Origin of the sequence: Actinomadura macra NBRC 14102 (assembly GCF_001552215.1) — a bacterium.
Taxonomy (GTDB): domain Bacteria; phylum Actinomycetota; class Actinomycetes; order Streptosporangiales; family Streptosporangiaceae; genus Spirillospora; species Spirillospora macra.
This window is the reverse complement of sequence record NZ_BCQT01000001.1, coordinates 16,373-39,159: the sequence shown is the minus strand read 5'-3', so window position 1 is coordinate 39,159 and position 22,787 is coordinate 16,373. Positions and strand designations below refer to the sequence as shown.

Here is a 22,787-nt window from a genome sequence, read left to right as displayed (position 1 = left end):
ACCCGGGTGGAGGAGTTCGCGATGAACCGGAGGAACCTGGCGGACGGTCTTGTCTCGGACGTCGCCGGTGGAGTGGTGTTCAGCGGCACGGTGACCCCGCACGATCTGGAGAGCGGCCGGCTGGTCACCGGCACGGCCGGGCCGGCCACCGCGGCACCTGGGCCGAAGATCGGCCTGATGTTCTTCGACGTGCCCGAGGAGGCGGCGCGTGCGCAGGCGTTCCAGCTCTACGAGAATCTGACCGCTCTGCTCGGCGCCCGTGGCCTGACGCTGGGGAACATCGTCCGGCAGCGGTTGTTCCTGACCGACGTCCGGGACCTGGCGGCGATCGAGCGGGTGATGGACGCGGTCCTGGCCGGACCGCTGCCGGCCACGTCGGTGATCGTGGTCCCGGACCACCTGATGGACCCGGAGATCAAGGTCTATCTCGACGTGGTGGCCGCCGCGGATCGGGGGTGGGCCCGCGACGGCCATGCTCTCGGCTCCGGGGACCGGCGCTACCCGGACGCGATCCGGTGCGGCGACCTGCTGTTCGTCTCCGCGATCGACGGCCTGCCGGCGGCGGGGGAAGCCGCCGCGGTGGCGCCGCCTTCGCTGCTGCGCACCGACCGCGAACGCCAGGCGTTCGACGAGACGATCCGCACCTTCGAGCGCCTCGCGGAGATCCTCAAGGACGCCGGCAGCGACATCGCCGGGGTGCTCAAGGTCAACGGCTGGGTCCGGCTGCCGATGCGGGAGTACGGCAGCGTCGTGCTGGCCCGCAACGAGTACTTCGACAGCAGCGAGCGCACGATGATGGCGAGCACCGGCCTCCAGGTGGCCGGGGTGGGCTCGGCGGAGGCGCTCCTCGCCTTCGATGCGATCGCCCTGGCTGACCGGTCCGCCGGCAAGAAGGTCACCGGCGCCGCCTCGGCGATCTCCAGCCCCTACGTCGCCGGCGCGGCGGCCGGCGGAGGCCTGGTCATCACCAGCGGTGAGATCCCGGTCGACATCGGTGATCAGCGGGTCCTCGCCGCGACGACCGGCCTTTCCCCCGCCGGGCGCCTGCTTCGCTTCGGGCGGCTGGACGCGGAGTCGGGGTTCGAGGCACGGGCCTTCAAGGTGTACGAGGTTCTCGCGGCCCATCTCGCCGCGGCCGGACGGGCCTTTCGCGACGTGGTGCACCAGACCGTGTTCACCACGGATCCGCAGCTGGTGCTCGAACTCGAAATGGTGGCGCGCCGGTTCTTCGGCGGCGAGCAGCCGCCGACGACGGTGATTCCGATCGTGAGCACGACGCCCTTCCCGGCCGCGCGACTGGAGATCGAACTGGTCGCAAGCGGCTGACCTGGAAACATACTCAACACGCCATTGACAGACTTACGAATCTATACGAAGATTATGCAGAAGTCGCGAACGAAGGGGAGAGCCCGGTGACAACGAGCAGCCAGGGAGCGCGCGTGCTGATCGGCGGCGAGGAGCGTCCGGGAATCGACGGCGGGGAGTTCCAGAGCGTCGATCCGGCCACCGGCGAAGTCCTCGGCACCTTGGTCGCGTGCACCGAGCGGGACGTGGATCTCGCCGTGGGTGCGGCGCGTACCGCAGTGGACCGTGACAGCGACTGGCAGGTGCCACGGCATCGGGTCATCGTGCTGAACCGGATGGCCGCTCTGATCCGCGAGCGCGCCGAGGAACTGGCCGTCCTCGAATCACGGGACACCGGGAAGCCGCTTTCGCAGGCCCGGGCCGACGTGACCGGGGCGGCCCGCTACTTCGAGTTCTATGCGGGTTTCGCGGACAAGCTGGACGGCCGCAGCATTCCTGTCGGACCCGACTTCATCGACTTCACCGTCCGCGAGCCCTACGGCGTCGTCGCGGTCATCACCGCCTGGAACTACCCGATCCAGATCGCCTCCAGGTCGGTCGCTCCCGCCCTCGCCGCCGGCAACGCCCTGGTGGTGAAGCCCGCGCCCGAAGCGCCGTTGTCGACGCTTGAGCTCGGCCGCATCGCGCAGGAGGCGGGCGTCCCCGCCGGCTACCTGAACGTGATCACTGGCGGCGGGCCCGAGGTCGGGATGCCGCTGGCGATCCACCCGGACGTCGACCTGGTGGCGTTCACCGGGTCGCGCGACGTCGGCAAGCTGCTCGGGTCCGCCGCCGCGCAGCTGATCCGGCCGTTCTCGCTGGAGCTCGGCGGCAAGTCGCCGAACGTGCTCTTCGAGGACGCCGACCTCGCGAAGGCGATTCCCGCGGTGGTGAGCGCGATAGCGCAGAACGCCGGGCAGAACTGCGCGGCCGGATCGCGCCTCCTCGTGCACCGTTCGATCCATGACGAGGTGGTGGCCGCCGTCGGTGAACGCCTGGCCTCCCTCCAGTGCGGTCACGGGATCGGCGATCCGGACCTGGGGCCGCTGATCACCCAGCGTCAGCACGCCAAGGTGGCGGGCATGGTGGAGGAGGCGGTCGCGGCCGGCGCGCGCGTCGTGGTCGGCGGCGCCTCCCCTGAGGGAGACGAGTTCAGCGGCGGCCACTTCTACCTTCCCACCCTGCTCAGCGAGGTGGACCCCAAGATGGCGATCGCCCGCGAAGAGGTGTTCGGTCCGGTCCTGGTGGCGATCCCCTTCGACTCGGACGCGGACGCGGTGCGGATCGCGAACGACACGACCTACGGACTCACCTCTGCCGTCTGGACCGCGGACGTGGCCCGGGGCCATCGCATCGCTCGCCGGCTCCAGAGCGGCCAGGTGTACATCAACACCTTCGGCGTCGGTGGCGGTGGCAGCGCCGAACTCCCGTTCGGCGGCTACCGCCAGAGCGGCCACGGCCGGACCAAGGGGCTCGAAGGTCTCCTCGAATTCACCCAGATCAAGAACGTCTGCGTCGCGTTGTGAGCACACGCATCGCGCTGTAGGCGATCGCTCGAAGAGATAGGACCACCCGTGATGAGACACTGGCGTCCCGTTGCGATCATGCTCGCCGCGCTGACCGCGGCACTCACCGTCCAAGCGTGTTCGAGCACGTCCGACTCATCCGCAGGGAAGAACTGCGGCAAGAACGGGAACCCCGACTTCTCGGGCCGAACCATCACCGTCCAGGGCTGGGGTGGCGCGGTCGCGGAGGCCATCCACAAGGCCTACTACGTGCCGTTCGAGGAGAACACCTGCGCGAAGATCAAGGTCGTCGAGGTGACCGGCCAGACCCCGGCCCTGCTGAAGGCAGCGCATGCCGCCGGCAAGGCGAGGTTCGACATGATCGACGCGTGGGGCAGCCCAGCGATCTTCCAGATGTCCAACGACCAGCTTCTCGCCCCGCTCGGCCCGGCCAAGGTGCCCGGCCTGACGGGCCTGGTCCCCGGCGCCGACTCCGGTGTCGGTGTCGGGCACCTGCTCAGCATCATGGTCGCCGGTTACATCCAGAAGAACGACGTCAAGCCGCTGACCTCCGTGGCGGACTTCTTCAACGTCAAGGACTTCCCGGGCCGGCGCGCGGTCAGCAACTGGGGCGACGACGAACGCAACATCGCCGCCGCGCTGCTCGCCGACGGTGTTCCGCGGGACCAGCTCTACCCGCTGGACATGAACCGGGCGAAGAAGGTCTGGGACAGGGTGAAGCCGTCGGTCAAGCTCTGGTACCAGTCCGGCAGCGAGCTGGTGTCGGCCATGGTGGACGAGCGCATCGACTACTGCCTCTGCTGGGACGGCCGCGCCCAGCAGGCCATGGCGAAGAACCCGAAGTGGACCTACACCCTTCAGGGCGGCTATCTCGGCTTCGAGAACATGGCGATGGTCAACGGAACCAAGAAGGCCGATGTGGTGCAGGCACTTCTCGGGTACTTCACCGACCCGAAGCGGCAGGCCGTCTTCTACCAGAATTTCCAGGTGACCCCCACGAACCCGAAGTTCATCGACTACCTGCCGGCCGGCTTCATGACTCCCGAGAAGCTCAAGTTCGTGCCGACCACCGAAGAGAACAAGAACAAGTGGTGGACGCCGACGCTCGCTGAGCTCAAGGAGATCGCCAAGGTGAAGACGCAACTGGAGGAGGAATGGGCGACCTGGATCTCCAGGTAGTCCATCCCATCCATCGGTGACCTCCGGAAAGGTGAGCGGAGAAGGCATGAACAGCGGAAAACTCTCCGTCAGAGCATCGGTGCTACTGATCCTGCCCCTGCTCGTTCTCCTGTCGTTCGCCTATATCGCGCCGCTGGTCACGCTGATCCCAGCCAGCCTTCCCGACGGGGACACCGGCAAGTACACCCGGATCTTCACCGAGCCGCTGTTCCGCTCCGTCCTGCTGAGGACGCTCCGGATCTCGCTCGAAGTCACCGCCATCGTCCTCGTCGTCGCCTACCCGCTGGCACTGATCACATGGCTGGCCGGGCGCTGGCGGCGTCTGCTGATCTTGATCGTCCTCTTCCCGCTCTGGACCAGCATCCTGGTCCGCAACTACGCCTGGGTCGTCATCCTCGGCCGCGTGGATCTGCTCAACACGGAGACGGCGGTGCTCATCGGCATGGTGCACGTGATGCTGCCGTTCGGCGTCCTGCCCATCTACGGGTCGTTCCTCCAGCTCGATGCCTCCTTGCCGAAGGCCTCGTCAAGTCTCGGCGCGTCACCGTGGCAGACGTTCCGGCGGGTCCTCCTGCCGCTCACCGGGCCGGGCGCCGTCGCCGCCGGAGCCCTGGTGTTCGTGATGTCCCTCGGTTTCTACATCACGCCGGCGATTCTCGGCGGCCCGCACTCGATGTTCATGGCCAACCTCGTCGATCAGCAGGTGAACCGGTTCCTCGACTTCGGGCAGGGCGCGGCGCTGGCGTTCGTCCTGCTGGCGACGACCTTCCTCTCGGTGCTGATCGCCCGCCGGGTGTTCAACATCGACTCGATGCTGGGGAACGGCCGATGACCGACGCCCGCCTGCTCCGCCTCGGCGGACTGACCTACGTCCTGGTGGTCGCCGGTTACCTGCTGGTGCCGTCGGTCCTGGTGACGGTGATGTCGTTCGGCAAGGGCGACCTGCTGCGGTTCCCGCCGGACCTGTTCAGCCTGCGCTGGTACGACGAGTTCCTCGGCAGTGAGGACTGGCGTGACGCCGCGGTGCGCAGCATCCTCGTCGGCCTCGGCGCCGCCGGCCTCTCCGCGCTGCTGGGCACGGCGTCGGCCATCGCCGTGGTCCGGGGCCAGCTGCCGCTGCGCCGCGGGTTCGCGGCCCTCGCGATCTCGCCGATGGTGGTACCGCCGGTGGTCATCGCGGTCGGGGGCTACAAGATCTTCGAGCGTTTCCACCTGATCGGCACGCTGCCGGGCCTCGTGCTGGTACACACCGTCTTCGGGGTGCCGGTGGTCATGCTGCTGGTGATGGCCTCGCTGTCGCGGTTGGACGATCGGCTCGAACTGGCCTCGACCAGTCTCGGTGCCGGGGTGTGGACGACGTACCGCCGGATCACGCTGCCGCTGATCGCCCCGGCGATCCTCTCCGGGGCCCTGTTCGCGTTCCTCACCTCGTTCGACGAACTGGTCCTCGCCGTCTTCCTGCTCGGCGCCGCCGGCTCGACGCTGCCCATGCAGATCTTCAGCGAGATCACCTTCGGGCTGTCCCCGGTCGTCGCGGCGATCTCCGCGCTCCTGCTCCTGCTCACCGCGGTCATCCTCGGCGCCGCCGGGGCCGTCCGGCGCGGCGAGGAATCGTCCACAACGACTGCACCGGCTGAACGGAAGGAACTGGTGTGAGCGACAAGCACCTGGGCGCCTCGATCTCCCTGCGGGGGCTCGTCAAGCGATACGGCTCGGTGACCGCGGTCGACGGGATCTCGCTCGACGTCCGCGAAGGCGAATTCCTCTCGTTGTTGGGGTCCTCCGGCTCTGGGAAGTCCACCACGCTGATGATGCTCGCCGGTTTCGAGCGACCTGACGCCGGCCGGATCCTCGTCGACGGACGTGACATCGGAGACGTGCCGGCGAACAAGCGCAACCTCGGCATGGTGTTCCAGAGTTATGCGCTGTTCCCGCACATGTCGGTGTTCGAGAACGTGGCCTATCCGCTGCAGTTGCGAAAGGTCCGCGCCAAGGAGATCCGCGCCAAGGTGGAGTCGGCGCTGGAGCTGGTGCGGCTTCCGTTCGGGCAGTTCGGCAAACGCCGTCCGGCCCAGCTCTCGGGCGGTCAGCAGCAACGCGTCGCCCTGGCCCGCGCGCTCGTGTTCGAGCCACGGATCCTGTTGATGGACGAGCCTCTCGGCGCTCTCGACAAGCAGCTCCGCGGCGAGATGCAGCTGGAGATCAAGCGGATCAACACCCGCCTCGGGCTGACGGTCGTGTACGTGACCCACGACCAGCAGGAGGCGTTGACGATGTCGGATCGGATCGCGTTGCTGCGGGACGGCCGTATCGAGCAGGTCGGCGACCCGGAGGCACTCTACGAGCGGCCGGCGAACACGTACGTGGCCAATTTCCTGGGTGAGTCCAACTTCTTCCCGGTCGCCCGCGACGCCGCGGACCGATCGATCTGGCATCTGCGAAACGGCCGGACGGTGAACGTGCTCGAATCCCTTTTCGACGAGGCGGCGGACACCTCCGTGCTCGCGATCCGCCCGGAGCGCCTGCGGCTGACACCGCACCCCGGCCCGGGCTGGTTCGACGGCCAGGTCACCGAGGCGGTCTACGTCGGCGACCACCGCCGGATCGAGGTCCGCTGTGGCGAACTCGGCCGGGTGGTGGCGTGCCTGCCGGCGCGCGGCCCCTCGGAGCGGCTCGCGGTCGGCAGCTCCGTCTCCGTCGACTGGGACCCCGACGCCGCCGTGCTGCTGCCCGAGGTCGATGCCGTCCCCGAGCCGGCCGTCGCGGCCGACGGCGACGTGGCGCCGGGCGCGCATGAGGACTCCCTCTTCCAGCTCGGTTCGAACTGACGATGTCGTCGGCTCTGCTGCGGGTCAGCCCCGCGGACGCAGCGGTCGCGGCGATGGCGGTCTACGGCTGCGAAGGGACGGCTCGGCGGCTTGCCGGCGAGTGCACCAGCAGCGTGTTCGTGGTCGAAGGCCGGCACGGCCCCGAGCACGTCCTCAAGCTCGGCGGACCTGCCGAACGAGAGGCTTTCGACCTGCAGGTGCGGCTCATCGAGTCGATCGGTTCCATCGACCCCTCGCTGCACGTGCAGGAGGTGCGCCGCACCCGGGACGGCGAGCTGATGGGCGAATGGTCCGTGGAGGGCCGGACACTGGTCACACAGCTGCTGAGCTTCCTTCCGGGTGCCGGGGGCACCGTCGAGAGCAGCACCGCGGTGTACCGCCGTCGGACTGGCAACGTCGCCGCCCGCCTGGTGCGCGCCTCGCGCGGGTTCTTTCACCGGTCGGCGCAGCGCCGGCTGCTCTGGGACATCAGCCGGGCCCAGGAGCTTCGCACACTGATCGATTCGCTACCGGACCGATCGATGCGGCGCGCGGTCGAGCAGGCGCTGGCCAGGTTCGAGAGCGAGGTGCTGCCGCAGCTCCCCGGCCTGCGTGCCCAGATCATCCATGGCGACGTGAGCCCGACCAACCTGCTCTCCGATCCGGACGACCCGGAGCGGATCGTGGGCGTCATCGATTTCGGCGATGCCCTGCACGCACCTCTGGTCGCGGAACCGGCGATCGCCGCGAGCTTCCTGGTCTGCGGCCAGGACGACCCGCTTCAGGTCATCGACGACGTGTGCGTCGGGTTCGAGGACGTGGTCCCCCTGGAACCTCTCGAACGATCGGTGCTGCCGGACCTGGTGATCACCCGGCTGGCGATGAGGGTCGCCATTCACGAGTGGCGCGCGAGCCGGTCCCCCCGGCCGTCGGAGCAGCCGGTGTTCTCGAGCGCGGACTCGCTGGAGGTGCTGGAGCGGCTCCAGGCGCGCGGCACCCGCCGGTCTCCGGCGGTGTCGGTGCCGGCGGGCCTGCCGTCGCCGTCCGCGGTGATCGAGCGCCGGCTCAAAGCGCTCGGCCCCGGCCTGCGACAGTTCTACGACCAGCCGTTCATGCCGGTGCGCGGACGCGGAGCCTGGGTCGAGGACGAATCCGGCCGCCGCTACCTGGATGCGTACAACAACGTTCCGCATGTCGGTCACAGCCACCCGCACGTGGTGGCGGCGGTGGCCCGGCAGATGCGGGAGATCAACTCCAATACGCGGTACCTGCATCCCGCCGTCGTCGAGTACGGCGAACGATTGCTCGCGACGATGCCTCCCGAGCTGGACACCTGCCTGTTCACCTGCACCGGCAGCGACGCCAACGACCTGGCGCTCAGGCTGGCCCGCGCGTTCTCGGGACGCGAGGGAGTCGTGGCGACCACGTCGGCCTACCACGGCAATACGGTCGCGGTCAGCGCGCTCGGTCCCGCCGGCAGAGATGGTCGTGTGCCGTGGGTCTCGCTCGTCCCGTATCCCCCGCACGGCCCGCGACCGGATCCGGCGGCGGGCGGTGCCGAGTTCGCCCAGGCGATGCTCCGGGGGGTCGACGAGCTGCGTGAACGCGACCTCGGTCCGGCGGCGTTCATCTACGACACCGTGTTCGTCAGCGACGGGTTCCGCATCCCCGAGCCGGACGTGATGCGGGCCGGTCTTCGCCAGGTGCGCGAGGCCGGAGCCCTGGTCATCGCCGACGAGGTGCAGGTGGGCCAGGGCCGGGTCGGCGACGCGTTCTGGGGATTCCAGCTCTATGGGACGGTGCCGGACCTGGTGACCATGGGGAAGCCGACCGCCGGCGGCATTCCCGTGGGGGCCGTGGTGACGCGGCGCGAGATCGTCGACCGTTTCCTGGCCGCCAGCCACCACTACTTCAACACCTTCGCCGGCAATCCGGTGGCGGCCGCCGCGGGACTCGCGGTGATGGACGTGCTGGAGCGCGAGGGCCTGCAACGAAACGCCCGGGTGGTCGGCGGCCGTCTCCTCGCGGCACTCGACGAGCTGCGTACCCGCCATCGATCGGTTCGCGCGGTCCGCGGTCGCGGGTTCGCGATCGGGGTCGAGTTGCGCGCCCCGGACGGCGAACCCGGGACGGGCGAGGCACGTGCCGCGATCAATGCGCTGCTCCGCCACGGTGTTCTGGTCGGCCTGGCCGGTCCGGCACGCGACGTGCTCAAGATCAGGCCACCGATGGTCTTCGGTTTCGCGGAGATGAGGTACCTCGTCGATGCGCTGGACCAGGTGCTCGATGAGATCGAGGGGTGCGACACCCCGGCCGGCGTATGAGCGAGCACACCGCGGACGCCGGCCGGATCAGCTTCCTCTATGTGCTCGGTCAGGTGGCTCTGCAGGGCGGGTTCTACGGCTTCGTGGTGTCGATGCCGGTGGTCCTCTCCCGGTCGGGTGTCCCGGACAGCACGATCGGGATCGTCGTGGGTGTCGCCGCGATGGTGCAGATCCCGGCGGCGATCGTCGGCGGAGCGCTGGTCGACCGCTTCGGGCCGATCCGGCTGCTCGCCGCGGGCGCATTGGCCTACGTGGCAGGCACCTGCCTGCTGATACCGCCGCTGGACGGCAGTCGAACGCTGGTTCCGTTCGTCATCGCCCGCATCGCCCAGGGCATCGGGTTCGGGCTGATCGCGCCGGCCTACTTCGCGGCGCTGCTGGAGGTCTCCGCGGCGAGCCGGCGCGGGATCGCGCTGGCCCTGGCCGCGAGCGCCCAGACGCTGAGCCTGACGATCATGCCGCCGCTCTCCCTCCTGGTGCTCGGCTCGCACGAACAGCTCACCGGCGTCTCGATGACCGTGCTCGCCCTGGTGCTGGCGGGTTCGGCGATGGTCCTCGGCCGGTTGCGCGGGGTGCGCGCCTGGACCGGTCCCGCGCCGGCCGGCAGGGTGGCGCGCCGATTCGGGATCGCGCTGCGCCGCTCCTGGGTCCCGTCGCTGGCGATCATCCTGCTCTACCTCGTGCACTGGGGCTCGATCACGGCGTACCTGCCTCAGCGCGCGGAACAGGCGGGGATCGATGCCGGCGTGTTCTTCGTCGCCGACGGCCTGGCGGTGCTCGCCTCGCGGGTTCCGTCCGGATGGCTCGCGGACCGGTTCTCGACCCGGTGGCTGGTCATGTCAGGACTGGTCGCCACCGCGATCGCGCTGTGCCTGCTCACGCTATGGGTCACCGTGCCCGGCCTCGTCATCGCCGGAATCCTCACCGGCGGCGGCTCCGGCCTGGTGGTGACCCCCTTGTACGTGGATCTCTCCCACCTCAGTGACGGGGGCGACCGGGGGAGCGCGTTCGCGCTGGCGTCGGCCGCGCTGGCCGGGGCCCTGGTCATCGGCAGTGTCGGGGCCGCTCCCGTGGTCGCGGTCGCGGGTTTCAACGGAGCCCTGCTGACCACGTTGGTGGCACTCGGGCTGGCCGCGGCGGTGGCCATGACCAGCACTTCGGGAAAGATGCCTGCACAGACGGTCGCGCATGATATGAAACATTAGTATAATTCGATAATATCGCACGAAAATGGCACTGGCGCAGCGGGCGTCGTACCATCGGACGAACCGAACGCGAGGTGCGGGATGCAGTCAGGGAAGCTCACAGCCGCAGAAATCATCGCGCTGTCGAAGGAGCACACGTTCTTTCCCTGGGTCGCCCAGCAGAGCGTCGATCCGCTCGCCATCGACCGCGGTGAAGGCGTGTACCTCTACACGGTCGACGGCGACCGGATCCTCGACTTCAACAGCCAGCTGATGTCGGTGAACATCGGGTACGGCGACCGGCGGGTGGCCGAGGCCATCGGGGAGCAGGCCGCGAAGCTCGGCTTCGTCCAGCCCGGGTTCGTGACCGAGCCGCGAGCGCGCCTCGGCCGGAAGCTGGCCGAGATCATGCCCGGTGACCTGGACAAGGTGTTCTTCACCCTGGGCGGCGCCGAGGCGGTGGAGAACGCGATCAAGCTGGCCCGCCAGTACACCGGCCGGTACAAGATCCTGGCCCGCTACCGGACTTACCACGGGGCGACGATGGGCGCGTTGTCGCTCACCGGCGACCCACGACGCTGGGGGAACGAGGCGGGCGGCGGTGGCGGCGTCGTCCGGTACCCGGACACGCACCGCTGGGGTGAGAAGGACCCACGTCCGGTCGAGGAAAGCCTTCAGGGGCTCGAGGACGTGATCCGCTACGAAGGCCCGCACACGATCGCCGCGGTGTTCCTGGAGACCGTGGTCGGCGGCAACGGCATCCTGATCCCGCCCGACGGCTACATCCAGGGCGTGCGCGAGATCTGCGACCGCTATGACCTGCTGATGGTCGCGGATGAGGTGATGGCGGGGTTCGGCCGGACGGGGCGATGGTTCGCCGTGGACCACTGGGACACCGTCCCCGATCTGATGACGATGGCCAAGGGGCTGACCAGTTCCTACCTCCCGCTCGGCGCCGTGGCGATGCGGCGGCACGTGGCCGCGGCGTTCGATGACAGGCCGTACTCCGGTGGGCTGACCTACAACAGCCATGCGGTGAGCTGCGCCGCGGCCGTGGCGACGATCGGGGTCTACGAGGAGGACGGGCTCATCGAGAACGCCGCCCGGATGGGCAAGGTGATGCGAGCGCATCACGAACGCCTCTACGACAAGCACCCGTCCGTTGGCGCGGTCCGGAACCTGGGCCTGTTCGGCACGATCGAGGTGGTGCGCAGCCGCGACCCGTTCACGCCGATGGCCCCGTACAACGGGACGTCGGACGAGATGCGCGCGCTGGCGGGCCATCTCCGCGAGCACGGCCTGTTCACCATGGTCGCGAATCACATGGTGCACACCAACCCGGCCCTGTGCGTCACCGAAGCGCAGCTGGAGGAGGGCTTCGCCATCCTTGACGCGGCCTTCGAGATCACCGACCGTGCCGTCGGGGCCTGAGCGGCCGGGCAGATGACCACGGACGGCTCGAAGACCGGGTCCCCGCCGGCCGGCGACCTGGTGATGCGAGGGCACAGCCTGGTCGACGAACTGATGGGAGTGCGCCCCCTGTCGGACGTCACCTACCTGCATCTCGCCGGGCGACTGCCGACCGCCGAACAGGCCGCGGTCTTCGACGCGATGCTGGTGGCGCTGATCGACCACGGCATGACCCCGTCGGTACTGGCGAGCAAGCTGACCGCCTTCGGGGCTCCGAACGCGCTGCAGGGCGCCGTCGCCGCCGGCCTGCTCGGGGTCGGCGACCGCCTGGTCGGGTCGATCGAGAGTGCCGCGCGTCTCCTGGGCGATCTGCTGCGGGACGCCCCGGCCGACGCCTCGCTTGAGGACATCGCCGAGGCCGCGGTGGAGGAGGCAGCGGCCGAAGGGCGGATCCTGCCGGGCATCGGGCATCGGTTCTACAAGTCGCTCGACCCCCGGACCGAGCGCCTTTTCGCCATCGCCCGGGAGAACGATCTCGACGGCCGGTGTGTCGATCTCGTTCGCATGCTGTCGGAGTCGGCGAGCCGGCGACACGGGCGGCCGCTGATCGTCAACGTCACCGGCGCGCTCGGCGCCCTGGTGAACGAGGTGGGCCTGCCGTGGCAGGCGGGCCGGGGCCTCGGACTGATATCGCGCACGGTCGGTCTCGTCGGCCGGCTCCTGGACCCCGACGGCGTTCCGATCGCCGAGGTGCTGGCGGCGGCGCAGACGGGTCCACCGCGCTAACGGGTCGTAGGCCGATCCAAGACGGGGGGCGCGTCCGGCCGGAACAGGGCCCGGACGGGTGCCGCCTCGACCCCGTGGATCGCGATGGGTGCCGCGATCAGCAGTCCGCTGCCTGCGGACACCTGATCCAGGCGGAGGCCCGCGAGCACCACGACGCCCGCTGTGCAGAGCGTGTGGCTGAGGTAGTAGCGGCGCGGGCTGTCCGGTGCGTCCTTCGCGTGCGAGAAGTCGAACCCGATCAGCGCCGGTGCCAGTCCGCAGAGGTGGTCGACGGCGTCGACGGTGAGGTACGGCGAGTCCTCCCGCCAGCCCGGCTGCCCGAAACGCGCGTTCCACATGCTCTTCAGCAGCAGCCGCGAGCCCGGACCCACGCGACCCCCGAGGGCGCGCCGCAGCAGGCGAACGTCGATCGGCTGTCCGGGTTCGAGATCGCCAAGGAAGGCCACCACCGCCGGCCCCACATATTTCTCGAGCGGAACGTCCATGACCTGGGAGCCTCCAGGCACGTAGTGCTCCGGCGCATCCACATGCGTGCCGACGTGCAGTCGCGCCGAGATCGCCCGGATCACCTGGCCGTCGCCGTCCGTGTCGGCATGCCGGCGCAGGATCTCGATCCGGAATCCCGGATCGGCCGCGAGTCCCCGCATCGAGGGATGTACGTACCCGGTACCGACCGGGAGACTGATGTCCTGGAACGGCGCCTCGGCCTGGCTCTCCCCGCTCATGCCGGCGCTCCACTGAGATCCGCTTCCCAGACCCCCAGCCGGCCGAGCACGTGAGCAGTGGACTCGACGCGCCCGAAGAGACGCCGCACGTTGCGAAGGGACGCTTCGTGCGACTCCCGGTCGAAAGCGGCGCAGGCGTCGTCCACCAGAATGCAGTCGTAGGCGCGATCCGAGGCGTCGCGCAAGGTCGACTCGACGCAGTTGTTGGTCGCGACCCCGGTGAACACGACGGTCTTGATGCCGATCATCCGCAGCACCTGGTCGATGCTGCTGGAGTTGAACGCGCTGGTGGTCAGCTTGTTGACCACGATGTCGCCGGCCACGGGCGCGACCGCGGGCAGCTCCGCGCGCTCGATGCTGCCTTCGGGGTAGATGCCGGGCGGTTCGCCGGTGATCGGGAACCGCTTGGCCATCTCCTCGCGGCGTGCTCGGGTGCGCGGGAGCAGATCGGCGCCGTCCTGGGTCAGCGGGCCGGTGACCACGTGGACGACCCTGCCGCCACATTCCCGGAACGCCGATGCCAGATGGCGCACCTGCGGGACGACCAGGGAGTCGATGCGGCCGAAGTAGTACGCACCGGCGTCCGTGCTGGCGCCGCCCTTGATCGCGGGACCGAGTCCCCAGTCCGGGTGTGCGTCGAAGTACTGCAGGTCGATGATGAGGAGCGCGGACAGGCGGGGGTGAAGGTCGAAGCTCAGTTCGGGAAGCCGGGGTTCTTGGGGCACTGCGCCTCCTCAGATCGGACTTATATCCGAATCTATATGCAGTATGGTAAGAAGGTCAACGATGAAGGGGCCGGGTACATGGCGGACGTGATGACGGTGCTCGGCCCGGTCGCCGAGGAGCGGCTCGGCCTGACACTCCCGCACGAGCACATCTACGTCGACATGCTCCAGGAGGCGCGTGCCGATGGGCTTCTCAACGACCGTCGCCTGATGGAGCTGGAACTCGGCGAGTTCGTCGGGCTGGGCGGACGGACCCTGGTCGACTGCACCACGATCGGTCTCGGCAGGGACGTGGGCGCGGTGCGCGACACGGCCGTCGCGACGGGGCTGAACATCGTCGTCGGAACGGGGTTCTACCGGCACCCGTATCTCGACCGGGACTGGTTCGACCGCACTTCGGTCGATCGGATCGCCGAGCTGCTGGTGGCCGAGATAGAGGAGGGCATCGACGGAACCGGCGTCCGGGCGGGCGTCATCGGCGAGATCGGCTGCGACCGGCACGTCAGCGCGGCGGAGGAGCGTTCGTTCCGTGCCGCCGCGCGTGCCCATCGGCGCACGGGGCTGGTGATCACCACCCACGCGGCGCGTTGGCCGGTCGGGAGGCAACAGCTCGACCTGCTCCAGGAGGAGGGTGTCGATCCGCGGCGAGTGATCATTGGGCACTGCGACCGGGTCTTCGATGAGGAGTATCACCTGGACATGGCACGCCGCGGTGCCTTCGTCCAGTTCGACGGAATCCGGCCGACGGCGCCGTACGACATCGAGCGAGCGGTCCGGTACGTGATGAACATCGTGCGGGACGGACGGCTCGACCAGGTGCTGCTCTCACACGACGTCTGCCTCAAGAGCCACCTACGCGCCTACGGCGGTGGCGGCTACAGCTTCCTGTTCACCGACTTCGCGGGTCACCTCCGGGCCGCCGGCCTCTCCGACGAGGAGTTCCGGGTGATCACCGTCGACAATCCGAGGCGTGCGCTCACGAGATAGTCATGGAGCTGGGGCCGGAGCTCCACGCGCGGCTGAGGGCGGTCTGTCCGGCTCCCCGCGTCCGACGGCCCCCCTCCACCCGGACTCCACAACATCTCACCGTGGCTGGGCCGCGCTCTGATGTACGGGTTTTCCTCGATACTCCTCCCGTCCCTAACCTGCTGCAATTGAGTGACTACAGATCGTAAGCAAGGGGACGCTTCACGAGGACCACCCGCTGACCTCCCCCACCGAACTGGAGACCTGGCCATGAGCCGCAGACTGCCACCCGGCGACGGCGACATCCTCAACGAGTTCAACGCGTGGTGCACGGGCCGGGCGGCTGCGGCCGGACCTGCTGCCGGTTGCCGTGGTGGAAGGGGTGGGCTCGCATGATCACCTCGATGTTCCGCGGTGAGGATCGCGAGGCCGGGGACCGCTTCGCCACATGGTCTGACCTGGTGGGTGGGATGCCGTGCCTGTACCAGTGCGTCCCCGCCAAACCGCCGACTACCGCCCTGCGTTGCGCATGGCGCGGCTGGGCGCCGCCCTCGGGGTCGCGGAACGCCCGGGTTGGACCCAGGAGAAATAGGGGCCGCCTCCGCTGAACACTCGGAAGCCGGCCCCTCGGACCGATGAACACCCCGGGTCGGGGGCCGGTGGCCACCGCACTCGTCGCCGCCGCCGAGCCCGGACGACCGGGCTGGGAATCAGCGACAGAACACCGCAACCTGCGGACGAAAAACAACCCGAAGAAGCTGAGGAGGAGCTTTTGAGCATGTTCTACAGCGCTGTCCTGCTCGACCTGGACGGCACACTTGTCGATTCATACCTGGACGCGGACCAGTGCTGGTCGGACTGGGCGCTATCGGTCGGTGTGGGCGAATCGTTCGACCTGGCACATCATTACGGCCGCAAGCGCGCGGACATCGTACGGGCACTACTGCCGCACCTGACCGAACACGAGATCGCCGAGCACGCGGAGCGGGTCCGCATCGAGGAACGCGGCTACACGGGGCAGACCGTGGCGTTGCCGGGGGCGCGGGAACTGCTGGAGTCGCTCGGACCGGACCAGTGGGCGATCGTGACGTCCAACGACGCCGAGGTCGCGGTGGCCCGCCTGCGGGCGGCCGAACTCCCCTTGCCGCGGGTCCTGGTGAGCGCGGACGACGTGCGGTTGCCCAAGCCCGCGCCCGAGGGGTTTCTGCTGGCCGCGCGACGCCTCGGCCACGCGCCGGCGGAGACCGTCGCGGTGGACGACTCGCCGATCGGCATCGAGGCCGCCAACGCGGCTGGGTGCACGTCGATCGGCATCCGTTTCCGGCACGACGACGCGTCGCTGTCCGCGGCGCGCGCGGTTTACGACAACGTCGGCGCGATCCCGTTCGAGTTGGTCGAGGACGGTGCGCTGGTGCGACTGATGGAGGTGGCCCGTGACGGTCAGCATCTCGCCTAGCATCCTGGCCGCGGATTTCTCGCGGTTAGCGGAGGAGGCCGCGCTCATCGCCGACGACGCGGACCTGCTCCACGTCGACGTGATGGACAACAACTTCGTGCCCAACCTCACCGTGGGCCTGCCGGTGGTGGAGTCGCTGGTCAAGAACGTTCGCTTGCCCCTCGACTGCCACCTGGGCATCGCCGACCCCGACCGGTGGGCCCCGCGTTTTGCCGAGGTCGGCGCGCACAACGTCACCATCCACGCGGAAGCGGTCAAGGCGCCCGTCCGCACGCTGCGGGCCATTCGGGCGGCGGGCGGACGAGCCGGGCTCGCCCTCAACCCGGCCACGCCGGTCGAGCCGTACGAGGACCTGCTCGCGGAGGTCGACACGTTGCTCGTCATGACCATCGAACCGGGGTTCGGGGGGCAGCGCTTCCTGGACGCGGTCCTGCCCAAGATCGAGCGGGCCCGGCGGGCGATCGACCGCAACCGCGCGTTCGGGCGGGAGGTGCCGCTGTGGTTGCAGGTCGACGGCGGGATCAACGCCGAGACGATCGAGCGGTGCGCGGAGGCCGGCGCGGACGTGTTCGTCGCCGGGTCGGCGGTGTTCCAGGGCGAGGACCCCGCTGCGGTCGTGCGGGACCTGCGGGCACGGGCCGAGGCGACCAGATCGGTGACAGGCCGGTGCTGACCGGTCGGGACCGCACCAGGACGAGCGACGAAGGGATTCAGATGGGACGGATGGACGGCAAGGTCGTCTTCATCACCGGAGCCGCGCGCGGGCAGGGCCGCTCGCACGCCGTGCGGCTGTCCGCCGAGGGCGCGAAGATCGTCGGAGTGGACATCTGCGAGGAGGTGGGGACCACGCACTACACCCTGGCCACCTCGGAGGACCTCCAGGAGACCAGGCGACTGGTCGAGGCCCAGGGCGGCGAGATGGTGGCCCGTTCTGCGGACGTGCGCCTGCTGCCCCAGTTGAAGGCCGCCGTCGAGGCCGCGCTGGAGTCGTTCGGCCACATCGACGTGGTGCTGGTCAACGCCGGCATCGGGTCGCTGGGCCTGTCCTGGGAACTGTCCGAGCGGCAGTGGCGGGACATGATCGACGTGAACCTCACCGGGGCGTGGTTGACCGTCGTGGCGGTCGTGCCGCACATGATCGAGGCCGGCCGAGGTGGCTCGATCATCTTCACCAACTCCGTGGCGGGTCTGCTGGGGCGGCCGAACATGTCGCACTACGCGGCGTCCAAGCACGGTCTGGTCGGCCTGATGCGGTCCCTGGCCAACGAGCTCGCGCCGCACCACATCCGGGTCAACAGCGTGCATCCCGGCAACGTCGACACCGACATGGTGCAGAACGAGACCGGGCGCCGGTTGTTGTTGCCGGACGTGGAGAACCCGACGCGCGAGCAGTTCGCCGCGGAAGCCGCCAAGCTCAACGCCATCCCGGTGCCCTGGGTGGACTCCGCGGACGTGTCCAGCGCGGTGCTGTGGCTGGCCTCGGACGAGTCGCGGTTCATCACCGGGGCGACGGTGCCGGTCGACGCCGGCGCCGCCGTCAAGGCGTGACCGGAGCCGAGAGGGGGAAGCGATGTCCGATGTGCTCAAGCGGTTGGCCGCCGAAGGCGTGTCGATCTGGCTGGACGACCTGAGCCGCGAGCGGCTGACCGGTGGTGGTCTGTCGCGGCTGGTGGCGTCGGAGCGGGTGGTCGGCGTGACCACCAACCCGACCATCTTCCGCAACGCCATCGCGGGCGCGGCCGGCGCCTACGACGAGCAGTTGCGGGAGCTCGCCGATCGCGGCGTGGACCCGGACGAGGCGGTCCGCATGCTCACCACCGCCGACGTGCGCGAGGCGGCGGACGTGCTGCGCCCGGTGCACGAGAACACCGGTGGCCGCGATGGCCGGATCTCCATCGAGGTGGACCCGAGGCTGGCCCACCACACCGCGGCGACCATCGCCGAGGCGAGGCATCTGTGGTGGTTGGTCGACCGGCCCAACCTGATGGTCAAGATCCCGGCGACGATCGCGGGCCTGCCCGCGATCAGCGCGGTGATCGGCGGTGGGGTGAGCGTGAACGTGACGCTGATCTTCTCGCTGGACCGCTACCGGGCGGTGCTGGACGCCTACCTGTCCGGGCTGGAGTCGGCGCGCCGGTCCGGTGCGGACCTGTCCGCCATCGAGTCCGTGGGCTCGTTCTTCGTATCACGGGTGGACACCGAGGTGGACCGGCGGTTGCGTGCGCGGGGTCCGGCGGCGGCGGCGCTGGCCGGCCGGGCGGGCATGGCGAACGCCAGACTGGCCTACCAGATCTACGAGGAGTTCTTCACCGGTCCTCGATGGGACTCCCTCGCCGCGGATGGCGCTCGCCCGCAACGACCACTGTGGACCTCGACCAGCACGAAGGACCCGGCTTACCCGGACACCTGCTACGTCGACGGCCTGGTGGCGCCGGGCACGGTCAACACGATCCCGGAGGCCACGCTGGAGGCGGTGGCGCACCACGGGGCCGTCGGCGGCGACCAGGTGCGCGGTCGCTACGCCGAAGCACGAGCGGACCTCGACGCTCTCACCACCCACGGAATCGACTACGACGAGGTCGTCCAACTGCTGGAGGAGCAGGGCGTGGCCAAGTTCGAGGAGTCCTGGGCGGACCTCCTCGACGTGGTGGCGAAGCGGCTGGCAGACCTTCGCGCGCCGGTCGCCTCCTGAGCTGACCGCACGTCCTGCAGAGGAGGCACGGTGATGACGACGTCGACCGTTCCCGCCACGATGCCACGCGGTTTCACCTTCCGCATCTCCTTGGCCTACCTGGGGCTCTACACCGCCTTGCTGGCCTCGGCGCTGGTCACCGTGCCCCTCCGCGTCGCCGAGGTCGATCCTGCGGGCAAGGAGCGCAGCCTCGCGCTGATCGTCGCCCTGGGCGCGTTGGTGGCGGTGGTCGCCAACCCGTTGTTCGGCAGGCTCTCCGACCGGACGACATCGCGGTTCGGTCGCCGTCGGCCGTGGCTGGTCGGCGGGGTGCTGGGCGGCTCGGCGGGGCTGATGCTCATCGCGCTCGCCCCCGCCGTGCCCGCCATCGCGATCGGCTGGTGCCTGGCGCAGATGTCCTTCAACGCCACGCTGTCGGCGCTGAGCGCCACGGTCCCGGACCAGGTGCCCGCCGACCGCAGGGGAACCGTGTCAGGTGCGGTGGGCTTCAGCCAGCTCATCGCGGTGCCGCTGGGAGCGGCGTCGGCGGCGCTGTTCGGCGACGCGGTGATCCGGTTCCTGGTGCCGTGCCTCGCCGCGACCGTCCTGGTACTGATCTTCGCCGTCACACTGCCCGACCGCCGAGTGGCGAAGCGGTTGCCCCCGCTGACCGCGAAGGCGTTTCGGGACACGTTCTGGACCGACCCGCGCGAGCACCCGACGTTCGGGTGGATGTGGCTGACCCGATTCGTCCTGTTCCTGGCCCTGTTCACGCCGGTGTCCTACCTGGCCTTCTACCTCGGAGACCGGATCGGCATCAGCCCGCACGCGCTGGCCGGCGTGCTGGCGCTGCTCATGCTCGTCGAGTACAGCACCAGCTCGCTGACGTCCTCGTTGTGCGGTCGCCTCTCGGACCGAGTGGGACGGCGCAAGCCGTTCGTCGTAGCCGCCGCGGTGGTCATGGCCGTCGGCATGGTCCTGCTGGCCACCGCGGACAGCCTGACCAGGGTGATCGTGGCCCAGGCCGTGCAGGGACTGGCCACCGGGCTGTACTTCTCCGTGGACGTGGCCCTGTGCGCCTCGGTGCTGCCCGCCCCGGACGACACCGCCAAGGACCTGGGTGTCATCAACATCGCCAACGTCCTCCCGCAGTCCATCGGCCCCGCCTTCGCACCGCTGCTGCTGGCGATCGGCAGCGGGCAGAACTACACCGCGCTCTACATGTTCACCGCGCTGTGCGCGCTCAGCGGCATCTTGGTCGTGAGCAAGGTCCGCAGCGCGCGTTGACATCGCTCCCGACGACAACTCTCGACGTGAAGGGGAACCATGATCTACGAGCACGCCTACCTGTGGATCAAAGCAGGCCAAGAGCACCGGTTCGAACGCGAGCTGCTGTCCGGCCGGTCGATCCTCGCGGCCGCGGACGGGTGCCACTCTGTGGAGCTGTTCCGCGACGTCGAAAGGTCCGGCGCCTACCTGTTGCGGATCGGCTGGGAATCGCTCGCCCACCACGTCGAGCGTTTCCCGATCAGCCCCCAGGCACCGGCGTTCGCCGAGGTGGTGGAGAAGTTCTTCGCACGGGAACCCGAGCTTCGGCACTTCGACTCCACGCCGGTCGAGACCACCACCGACCCCCAAGCCTGACGGGACAGTACGTACAGAGAACTGTTCTTCGACGAACTTCCTTCGCCAGCGCTTCCTCACATTCGCCCGACGTTGACACAGGCCCGGTGCCCAGGCCGATGCGGGCCTGGAAGGTGAGCTACGTGCAGCGCGGCCTGAAGATGACCTACAGTGCTCGGGCGATGACGGGTGCGGGTGCTGAAGAACGAGTTGGCGCAGCGCGGCAGCGCGACCTGCGGCTCCGGGGATGCCTAGGTTCCTGACCTGGTCGGCCAGGCTGCGTGAGTGAAGTGGCTGCCCAGCGCGTCCGGGAAACAACCATCATCGCCAAGGCGCCCATCGAGAAGCTTCGCGCGTGGGGTCGGCAGCGCGGCTGGGAGGGGCTGCGGCTGGTCTCGGCGTACGGGACGGCCTTCACGACCGACCTCGGCACCGAGGGTTCGCGCGGCGGGCAGTTCCCCCTGCTTCAGCGTCTTCACCCGCGACGGACGGCAGGTGCACCACACTTACCTGCAATGCGCCGAGTTCCCGGACGGCGCCAACCGGGGCATGGACCTCCTGTCACCCCTGTGGAACGTCTTCGACCTTCTCCCCTCCGGCCGCGGCGACGACGAACCCGAGCAGCTCCGCCCCGGCTGTCACCGCGGCGCCGATGCCAGGGACGATCGGGGGCGCTTCGCTGGCTGAGGGGAATAGAAAAGCAAGCTCGAACCTCGAATAGCCTCCGATGTCACTGTGCCAGGTGCTACCCTCGCCGAACCGCCCCCCATGGCCTCCCGAACGCTCTCATCGCTGTGACCGTTTTCGACGCGGGATCGCCTCCAGCACCGAAGGTCTCTGACATGCGAATCACACGCATTCTCGCTGTCGTCGCTCTGGTCCTTCCCATGACGGCGTGCGCCGACGACAGCCTCGGGTCCGACTCCGGCTCCGGTCCGATCAACATTGGAGCGGTGTCGACCCTCAGCGGTCCTGTCACCTTCTCCGAAGCCCCCCAGGCCGCCCGTGCCGTCTTCGACGAGGTCAACGCCAAAGGCGGCATCAACGGCCGAAAGATCGTCTACACCACGGCCGACGACAAGGGCGACCTGGCCGCCGCCACGCTCGCCGCCCGCGACATCATCCAGAGCAAGAAGGCCGTGGCCCTCGCGGGCGGCGCCAGCCTCGTCGACTGCCAGGTCAATGGACCGTTCTACCAGCGCAGCAACATCACCGACGTACGGGGCATCGGCGTGGACGCCGGCTGCTTCACCTCGGCGAGCATCTCGCCGGTCAACACCGGCCCGTTCTTCGGCTCGACCGTGACCCTCTACTACGCCTCCGAGAAGCTGAAGTACACCAAGATCTGCGCGTTCTTCACGATCGCCGCCGCAGGGATGGCAACCGGCTTCCGCGACGGAGTGGACCGCTGGTCCACAATCACCGGCAAGCGGCTCGTCGTCAACGACATGAGCCTGACGACGTCCACCACCGACTACACCCCCTACGTCCTGCGGGCCCGCGGCGCCGGCTGCCAGGCCGTGCTGTTCAGCGGCCTGGAACCGATGTCCATCGGCTGGTTCAAGGCCGCGCAGGCCCAGAACATCACCAACATCAGGTGGCTGTTCCTCGCCCCCATCTACACCGCGGAGGCCGCGAAGGCGCTGGGCTCGGCGGGCAGAAACGTCGTGGCGCTGTCGGAGTTCGAGCCCTACAGCGACACCCGGTCGGCCGCCAATAGGGACTGGCGGGACACCATGACACGCCACGGCGTGCCGCTCAGCGCCTTCGCGCAGGGCGGCTACCTCGCCGCCCAGCACCTGGTCACGGTGCTGCGCTCGATCAAGGGCGACATCACCCGCGAGAGCGTCACCAGGGCCGTGAAGAACCTCAAGCCACTGGACTCGACCATGACCGGGATGCCGTTCACGTTCGGGACCGGGAACAGCCACGCCTCCAACCTCTCCGCCAAGTTCGTCAAGCCGGACGGGAAGGGAGACTGGACGGTGTTGACGCCGGAATGGGTCAAGCTGCCCAACACCTGAGAAGGCGGCGATCACCGTAGTCCGCCACCAGGTGCTT

At 69.1% G+C, this 22,787-nt stretch carries 21 protein-coding genes; 19 read left to right on the top strand and 2 right to left on the bottom strand.

The genetic code is table 11. The annotated features are described in order from the left end of the window. The first annotated feature begins 21 nt into the window (after positions 1-21). The 10 genes from AMA02S_RS00180 to AMA02S_RS00135 all read left to right on the top strand — a co-directional run bounded on the left by AMA02S_RS00180 (position 22) and on the right by AMA02S_RS00135 (position 12,560). The gene (locus AMA02S_RS00180; RefSeq protein ID WP_157430278.1) at positions 22-1,326 is read left to right on the top strand and encodes a Rid family hydrolase; all 1,305 of its coding nucleotides are present in this window, start codon (positions 22-24) and stop codon (positions 1,324-1,326) included. An 86-nt stretch (positions 1,327-1,412) separates the two neighbouring features. Further along, positions 1,413-2,870 (top strand): aldehyde dehydrogenase family protein, encoded by a 1,458-nt coding sequence (locus AMA02S_RS00175; protein ID WP_218004799.1) that lies wholly within the window; start codon positions 1,413-1,415, stop codon positions 2,868-2,870. Between the two features lie 51 nt (positions 2,871-2,921). Beyond that, positions 2,922-4,049: an extracellular solute-binding protein gene (locus tag AMA02S_RS00170; protein ID WP_084264360.1), complete on the top strand. Its 1,128-nt coding sequence runs from the start codon at positions 2,922-2,924 to the stop codon at positions 4,047-4,049. A 46-nt stretch (positions 4,050-4,095) separates the two neighbouring features. Beyond that, on the top strand, positions 4,096-4,881 hold the full coding sequence (locus tag AMA02S_RS00165; RefSeq protein WP_084264359.1) for an ABC transporter permease: 786 nt from the start codon (positions 4,096-4,098) through the stop codon (positions 4,879-4,881). Further along, positions 4,878-5,705 (top strand): ABC transporter permease, encoded by an 828-nt coding sequence (locus tag AMA02S_RS00160; protein WP_067449708.1) that lies wholly within the window; start codon positions 4,878-4,880, stop codon positions 5,703-5,705. Before AMA02S_RS00165 ends, AMA02S_RS00160 begins: the two co-directional genes overlap by 4 nt. Beyond that, on the top strand, positions 5,702-6,877 hold the full coding sequence (locus AMA02S_RS00155; RefSeq protein WP_067449706.1) for an ABC transporter ATP-binding protein: 1,176 nt from the start codon (positions 5,702-5,704) through the stop codon (positions 6,875-6,877). The genes AMA02S_RS00160 and AMA02S_RS00155 overlap by 4 nt, the downstream gene beginning before the upstream one ends. Positions 6,878-6,879: 2 nt before the next feature. Then, entirely contained in the window at positions 6,880-9,180 is a 2,301-nt protein-coding gene (locus AMA02S_RS39715) for an aminotransferase class III-fold pyridoxal phosphate-dependent enzyme (RefSeq protein WP_084264358.1), read from the top strand. Next, the gene (locus AMA02S_RS00145) at positions 9,177-10,385 is read left to right on the top strand and encodes an MFS transporter (RefSeq protein ID WP_067449704.1); all 1,209 of its coding nucleotides are present in this window, start codon (positions 9,177-9,179) and stop codon (positions 10,383-10,385) included. The genes AMA02S_RS39715 and AMA02S_RS00145 overlap by 4 nt, the downstream gene beginning before the upstream one ends. A gap of 81 nt (positions 10,386-10,466) precedes the next feature. Then, complete coding sequence (locus AMA02S_RS00140) at positions 10,467-11,795, top strand: aminotransferase class III-fold pyridoxal phosphate-dependent enzyme (protein WP_067449702.1); 1,329 nt, start codon at positions 10,467-10,469, stop codon at positions 11,793-11,795. A gap of 12 nt (positions 11,796-11,807) precedes the next feature. Beyond that, a complete protein-coding gene (locus AMA02S_RS00135; RefSeq protein WP_067449700.1) occupies positions 11,808-12,560 on the top strand; it encodes a citryl-CoA lyase in 753 nt (250 codons plus the stop codon). On the opposite strand, the gene AMA02S_RS00130 is transcribed toward AMA02S_RS00135, so the two are convergent. Both AMA02S_RS00130 and AMA02S_RS00125 read right to left on the bottom strand, forming a co-directional pair. Beyond that, positions 12,557-13,285 (bottom strand): cyclase family protein, encoded by a 729-nt coding sequence (locus AMA02S_RS00130; RefSeq protein WP_067449698.1) that lies wholly within the window; start codon positions 13,283-13,285, stop codon positions 12,557-12,559. The genes AMA02S_RS00135 and AMA02S_RS00130 overlap by 4 nt on opposite strands. After that, a complete protein-coding gene (locus tag AMA02S_RS00125) occupies positions 13,282-14,010 on the bottom strand; it encodes a cysteine hydrolase family protein (RefSeq protein WP_067449693.1) in 729 nt (242 codons plus the stop codon). The genes AMA02S_RS00130 and AMA02S_RS00125 overlap by 4 nt, the downstream gene beginning before the upstream one ends. 36 nt (positions 14,011-14,046) lie before the next feature. On the opposite strand from AMA02S_RS00125, the gene AMA02S_RS00120 reads away from it, so the two are divergent. The 9 genes from AMA02S_RS00120 to AMA02S_RS00080 all read left to right on the top strand — a co-directional run bounded on the left by AMA02S_RS00120 (position 14,047) and on the right by AMA02S_RS00080 (position 22,750). Continuing rightward, a complete protein-coding gene (locus AMA02S_RS00120) occupies positions 14,047-14,997 on the top strand; it encodes a phosphotriesterase family protein (RefSeq protein ID WP_084264357.1) in 951 nt (316 codons plus the stop codon). Positions 14,998-15,754: 757 nt separating this feature from the next. Next, positions 15,755-16,432, top strand: coding sequence for an HAD-IA family hydrolase (locus tag AMA02S_RS00115; protein WP_067449691.1), 678 nt, complete (start codon positions 15,755-15,757; stop codon positions 16,430-16,432). After that, complete coding sequence (rpe, locus tag AMA02S_RS00110) at positions 16,410-17,105, top strand: ribulose-phosphate 3-epimerase (protein ID WP_067449690.1); 696 nt, start codon at positions 16,410-16,412, stop codon at positions 17,103-17,105. Before AMA02S_RS00115 ends, rpe begins: the two co-directional genes overlap by 23 nt. Before the next feature lie 50 nt (positions 17,106-17,155). Then, the gene (locus tag AMA02S_RS00105) at positions 17,156-17,980 is read left to right on the top strand and encodes a mycofactocin-coupled SDR family oxidoreductase (RefSeq protein ID WP_281181825.1); all 825 of its coding nucleotides are present in this window, start codon (positions 17,156-17,158) and stop codon (positions 17,978-17,980) included. Between the two features lie 22 nt (positions 17,981-18,002). Then, positions 18,003-19,124 carry a transaldolase gene (tal, locus tag AMA02S_RS00100; protein ID WP_067449687.1) on the top strand — a complete coding sequence of 374 codons (1,122 nt, stop codon included), beginning with the start codon at positions 18,003-18,005 and terminating at the stop codon, positions 19,122-19,124. A 33-nt stretch (positions 19,125-19,157) separates the two neighbouring features. Next, positions 19,158-20,390: an MFS transporter gene (locus AMA02S_RS00095; protein WP_067449685.1), complete on the top strand. Its 1,233-nt coding sequence runs from the start codon at positions 19,158-19,160 to the stop codon at positions 20,388-20,390. Between the two features lie 39 nt (positions 20,391-20,429). Continuing rightward, on the top strand, positions 20,430-20,747 hold the full coding sequence (locus tag AMA02S_RS00090; RefSeq protein WP_067449683.1) for an antibiotic biosynthesis monooxygenase family protein: 318 nt from the start codon (positions 20,430-20,432) through the stop codon (positions 20,745-20,747). A gap of 264 nt (positions 20,748-21,011) precedes the next feature. Continuing rightward, entirely contained in the window at positions 21,012-21,413 is a 402-nt protein-coding gene (locus AMA02S_RS44575) for a DUF899 family protein (RefSeq protein ID WP_084264356.1), read from the top strand. A 155-nt stretch (positions 21,414-21,568) separates the two neighbouring features. Next, positions 21,569-22,750 (top strand): ABC transporter substrate-binding protein, encoded by a 1,182-nt coding sequence (locus AMA02S_RS00080; protein ID WP_067449678.1) that lies wholly within the window; start codon positions 21,569-21,571, stop codon positions 22,748-22,750. Positions 22,751-22,787: the final 37 nt, after the last annotated feature.

What these genes read in the sequence shown, in the direction of transcription:
- AMA02S_RS00180 (WP_157430278.1), top strand. Translation starts at nt 22, where the DNA reads ATGAACCGGAGGAACCTGGCGGACGGTCTTGTCTCGGACGTCGCCGGT.
- AMA02S_RS00170 (WP_084264360.1), top strand. Translation starts at nt 2,922, where the DNA reads ATGAGACACTGGCGTCCCGTTGCGATCATGCTCGCCGCGCTGACCGCG.
- AMA02S_RS00165 (WP_084264359.1), top strand. Translation starts at nt 4,096, where the DNA reads ATGAACAGCGGAAAACTCTCCGTCAGAGCATCGGTGCTACTGATCCTG.
- AMA02S_RS00160 (WP_067449708.1), top strand. Translation starts at nt 4,878, where the DNA reads ATGACCGACGCCCGCCTGCTCCGCCTCGGCGGACTGACCTACGTCCTG.
- AMA02S_RS39715 (WP_084264358.1), top strand. Translation starts at nt 6,880, where the DNA reads ATGTCGTCGGCTCTGCTGCGGGTCAGCCCCGCGGACGCAGCGGTCGCG.
- AMA02S_RS00145 (WP_067449704.1), top strand. Translation starts at nt 9,177, where the DNA reads ATGAGCGAGCACACCGCGGACGCCGGCCGGATCAGCTTCCTCTATGTG.
- AMA02S_RS00140 (WP_067449702.1), top strand. Translation starts at nt 10,467, where the DNA reads ATGCAGTCAGGGAAGCTCACAGCCGCAGAAATCATCGCGCTGTCGAAG.
- AMA02S_RS00135 (WP_067449700.1), top strand. Translation starts at nt 11,808, where the DNA reads ATGACCACGGACGGCTCGAAGACCGGGTCCCCGCCGGCCGGCGACCTG.
- AMA02S_RS00130 (WP_067449698.1), bottom strand. Translation starts at nt 13,285, where the DNA reads ATGAGCGGGGAGAGCCAGGCCGAGGCGCCGTTCCAGGACATCAGTCTC.
- AMA02S_RS00120 (WP_084264357.1), top strand. Translation starts at nt 14,047, where the DNA reads ATGCAGTATGGTAAGAAGGTCAACGATGAAGGGGCCGGGTACATGGCG.
- AMA02S_RS00115 (WP_067449691.1), top strand. Translation starts at nt 15,755, where the DNA reads ATGTTCTACAGCGCTGTCCTGCTCGACCTGGACGGCACACTTGTCGAT.
- AMA02S_RS00105 (WP_281181825.1), top strand. Translation starts at nt 17,156, where the DNA reads ATGGACGGCAAGGTCGTCTTCATCACCGGAGCCGCGCGCGGGCAGGGC.
- tal (WP_067449687.1), top strand. Translation starts at nt 18,003, where the DNA reads ATGTCCGATGTGCTCAAGCGGTTGGCCGCCGAAGGCGTGTCGATCTGG.
- AMA02S_RS00095 (WP_067449685.1), top strand. Translation starts at nt 19,158, where the DNA reads ATGACGACGTCGACCGTTCCCGCCACGATGCCACGCGGTTTCACCTTC.
- AMA02S_RS00090 (WP_067449683.1), top strand. Translation starts at nt 20,430, where the DNA reads ATGATCTACGAGCACGCCTACCTGTGGATCAAAGCAGGCCAAGAGCAC.
- AMA02S_RS00080 (WP_067449678.1), top strand. Translation starts at nt 21,569, where the DNA reads ATGCGAATCACACGCATTCTCGCTGTCGTCGCTCTGGTCCTTCCCATG.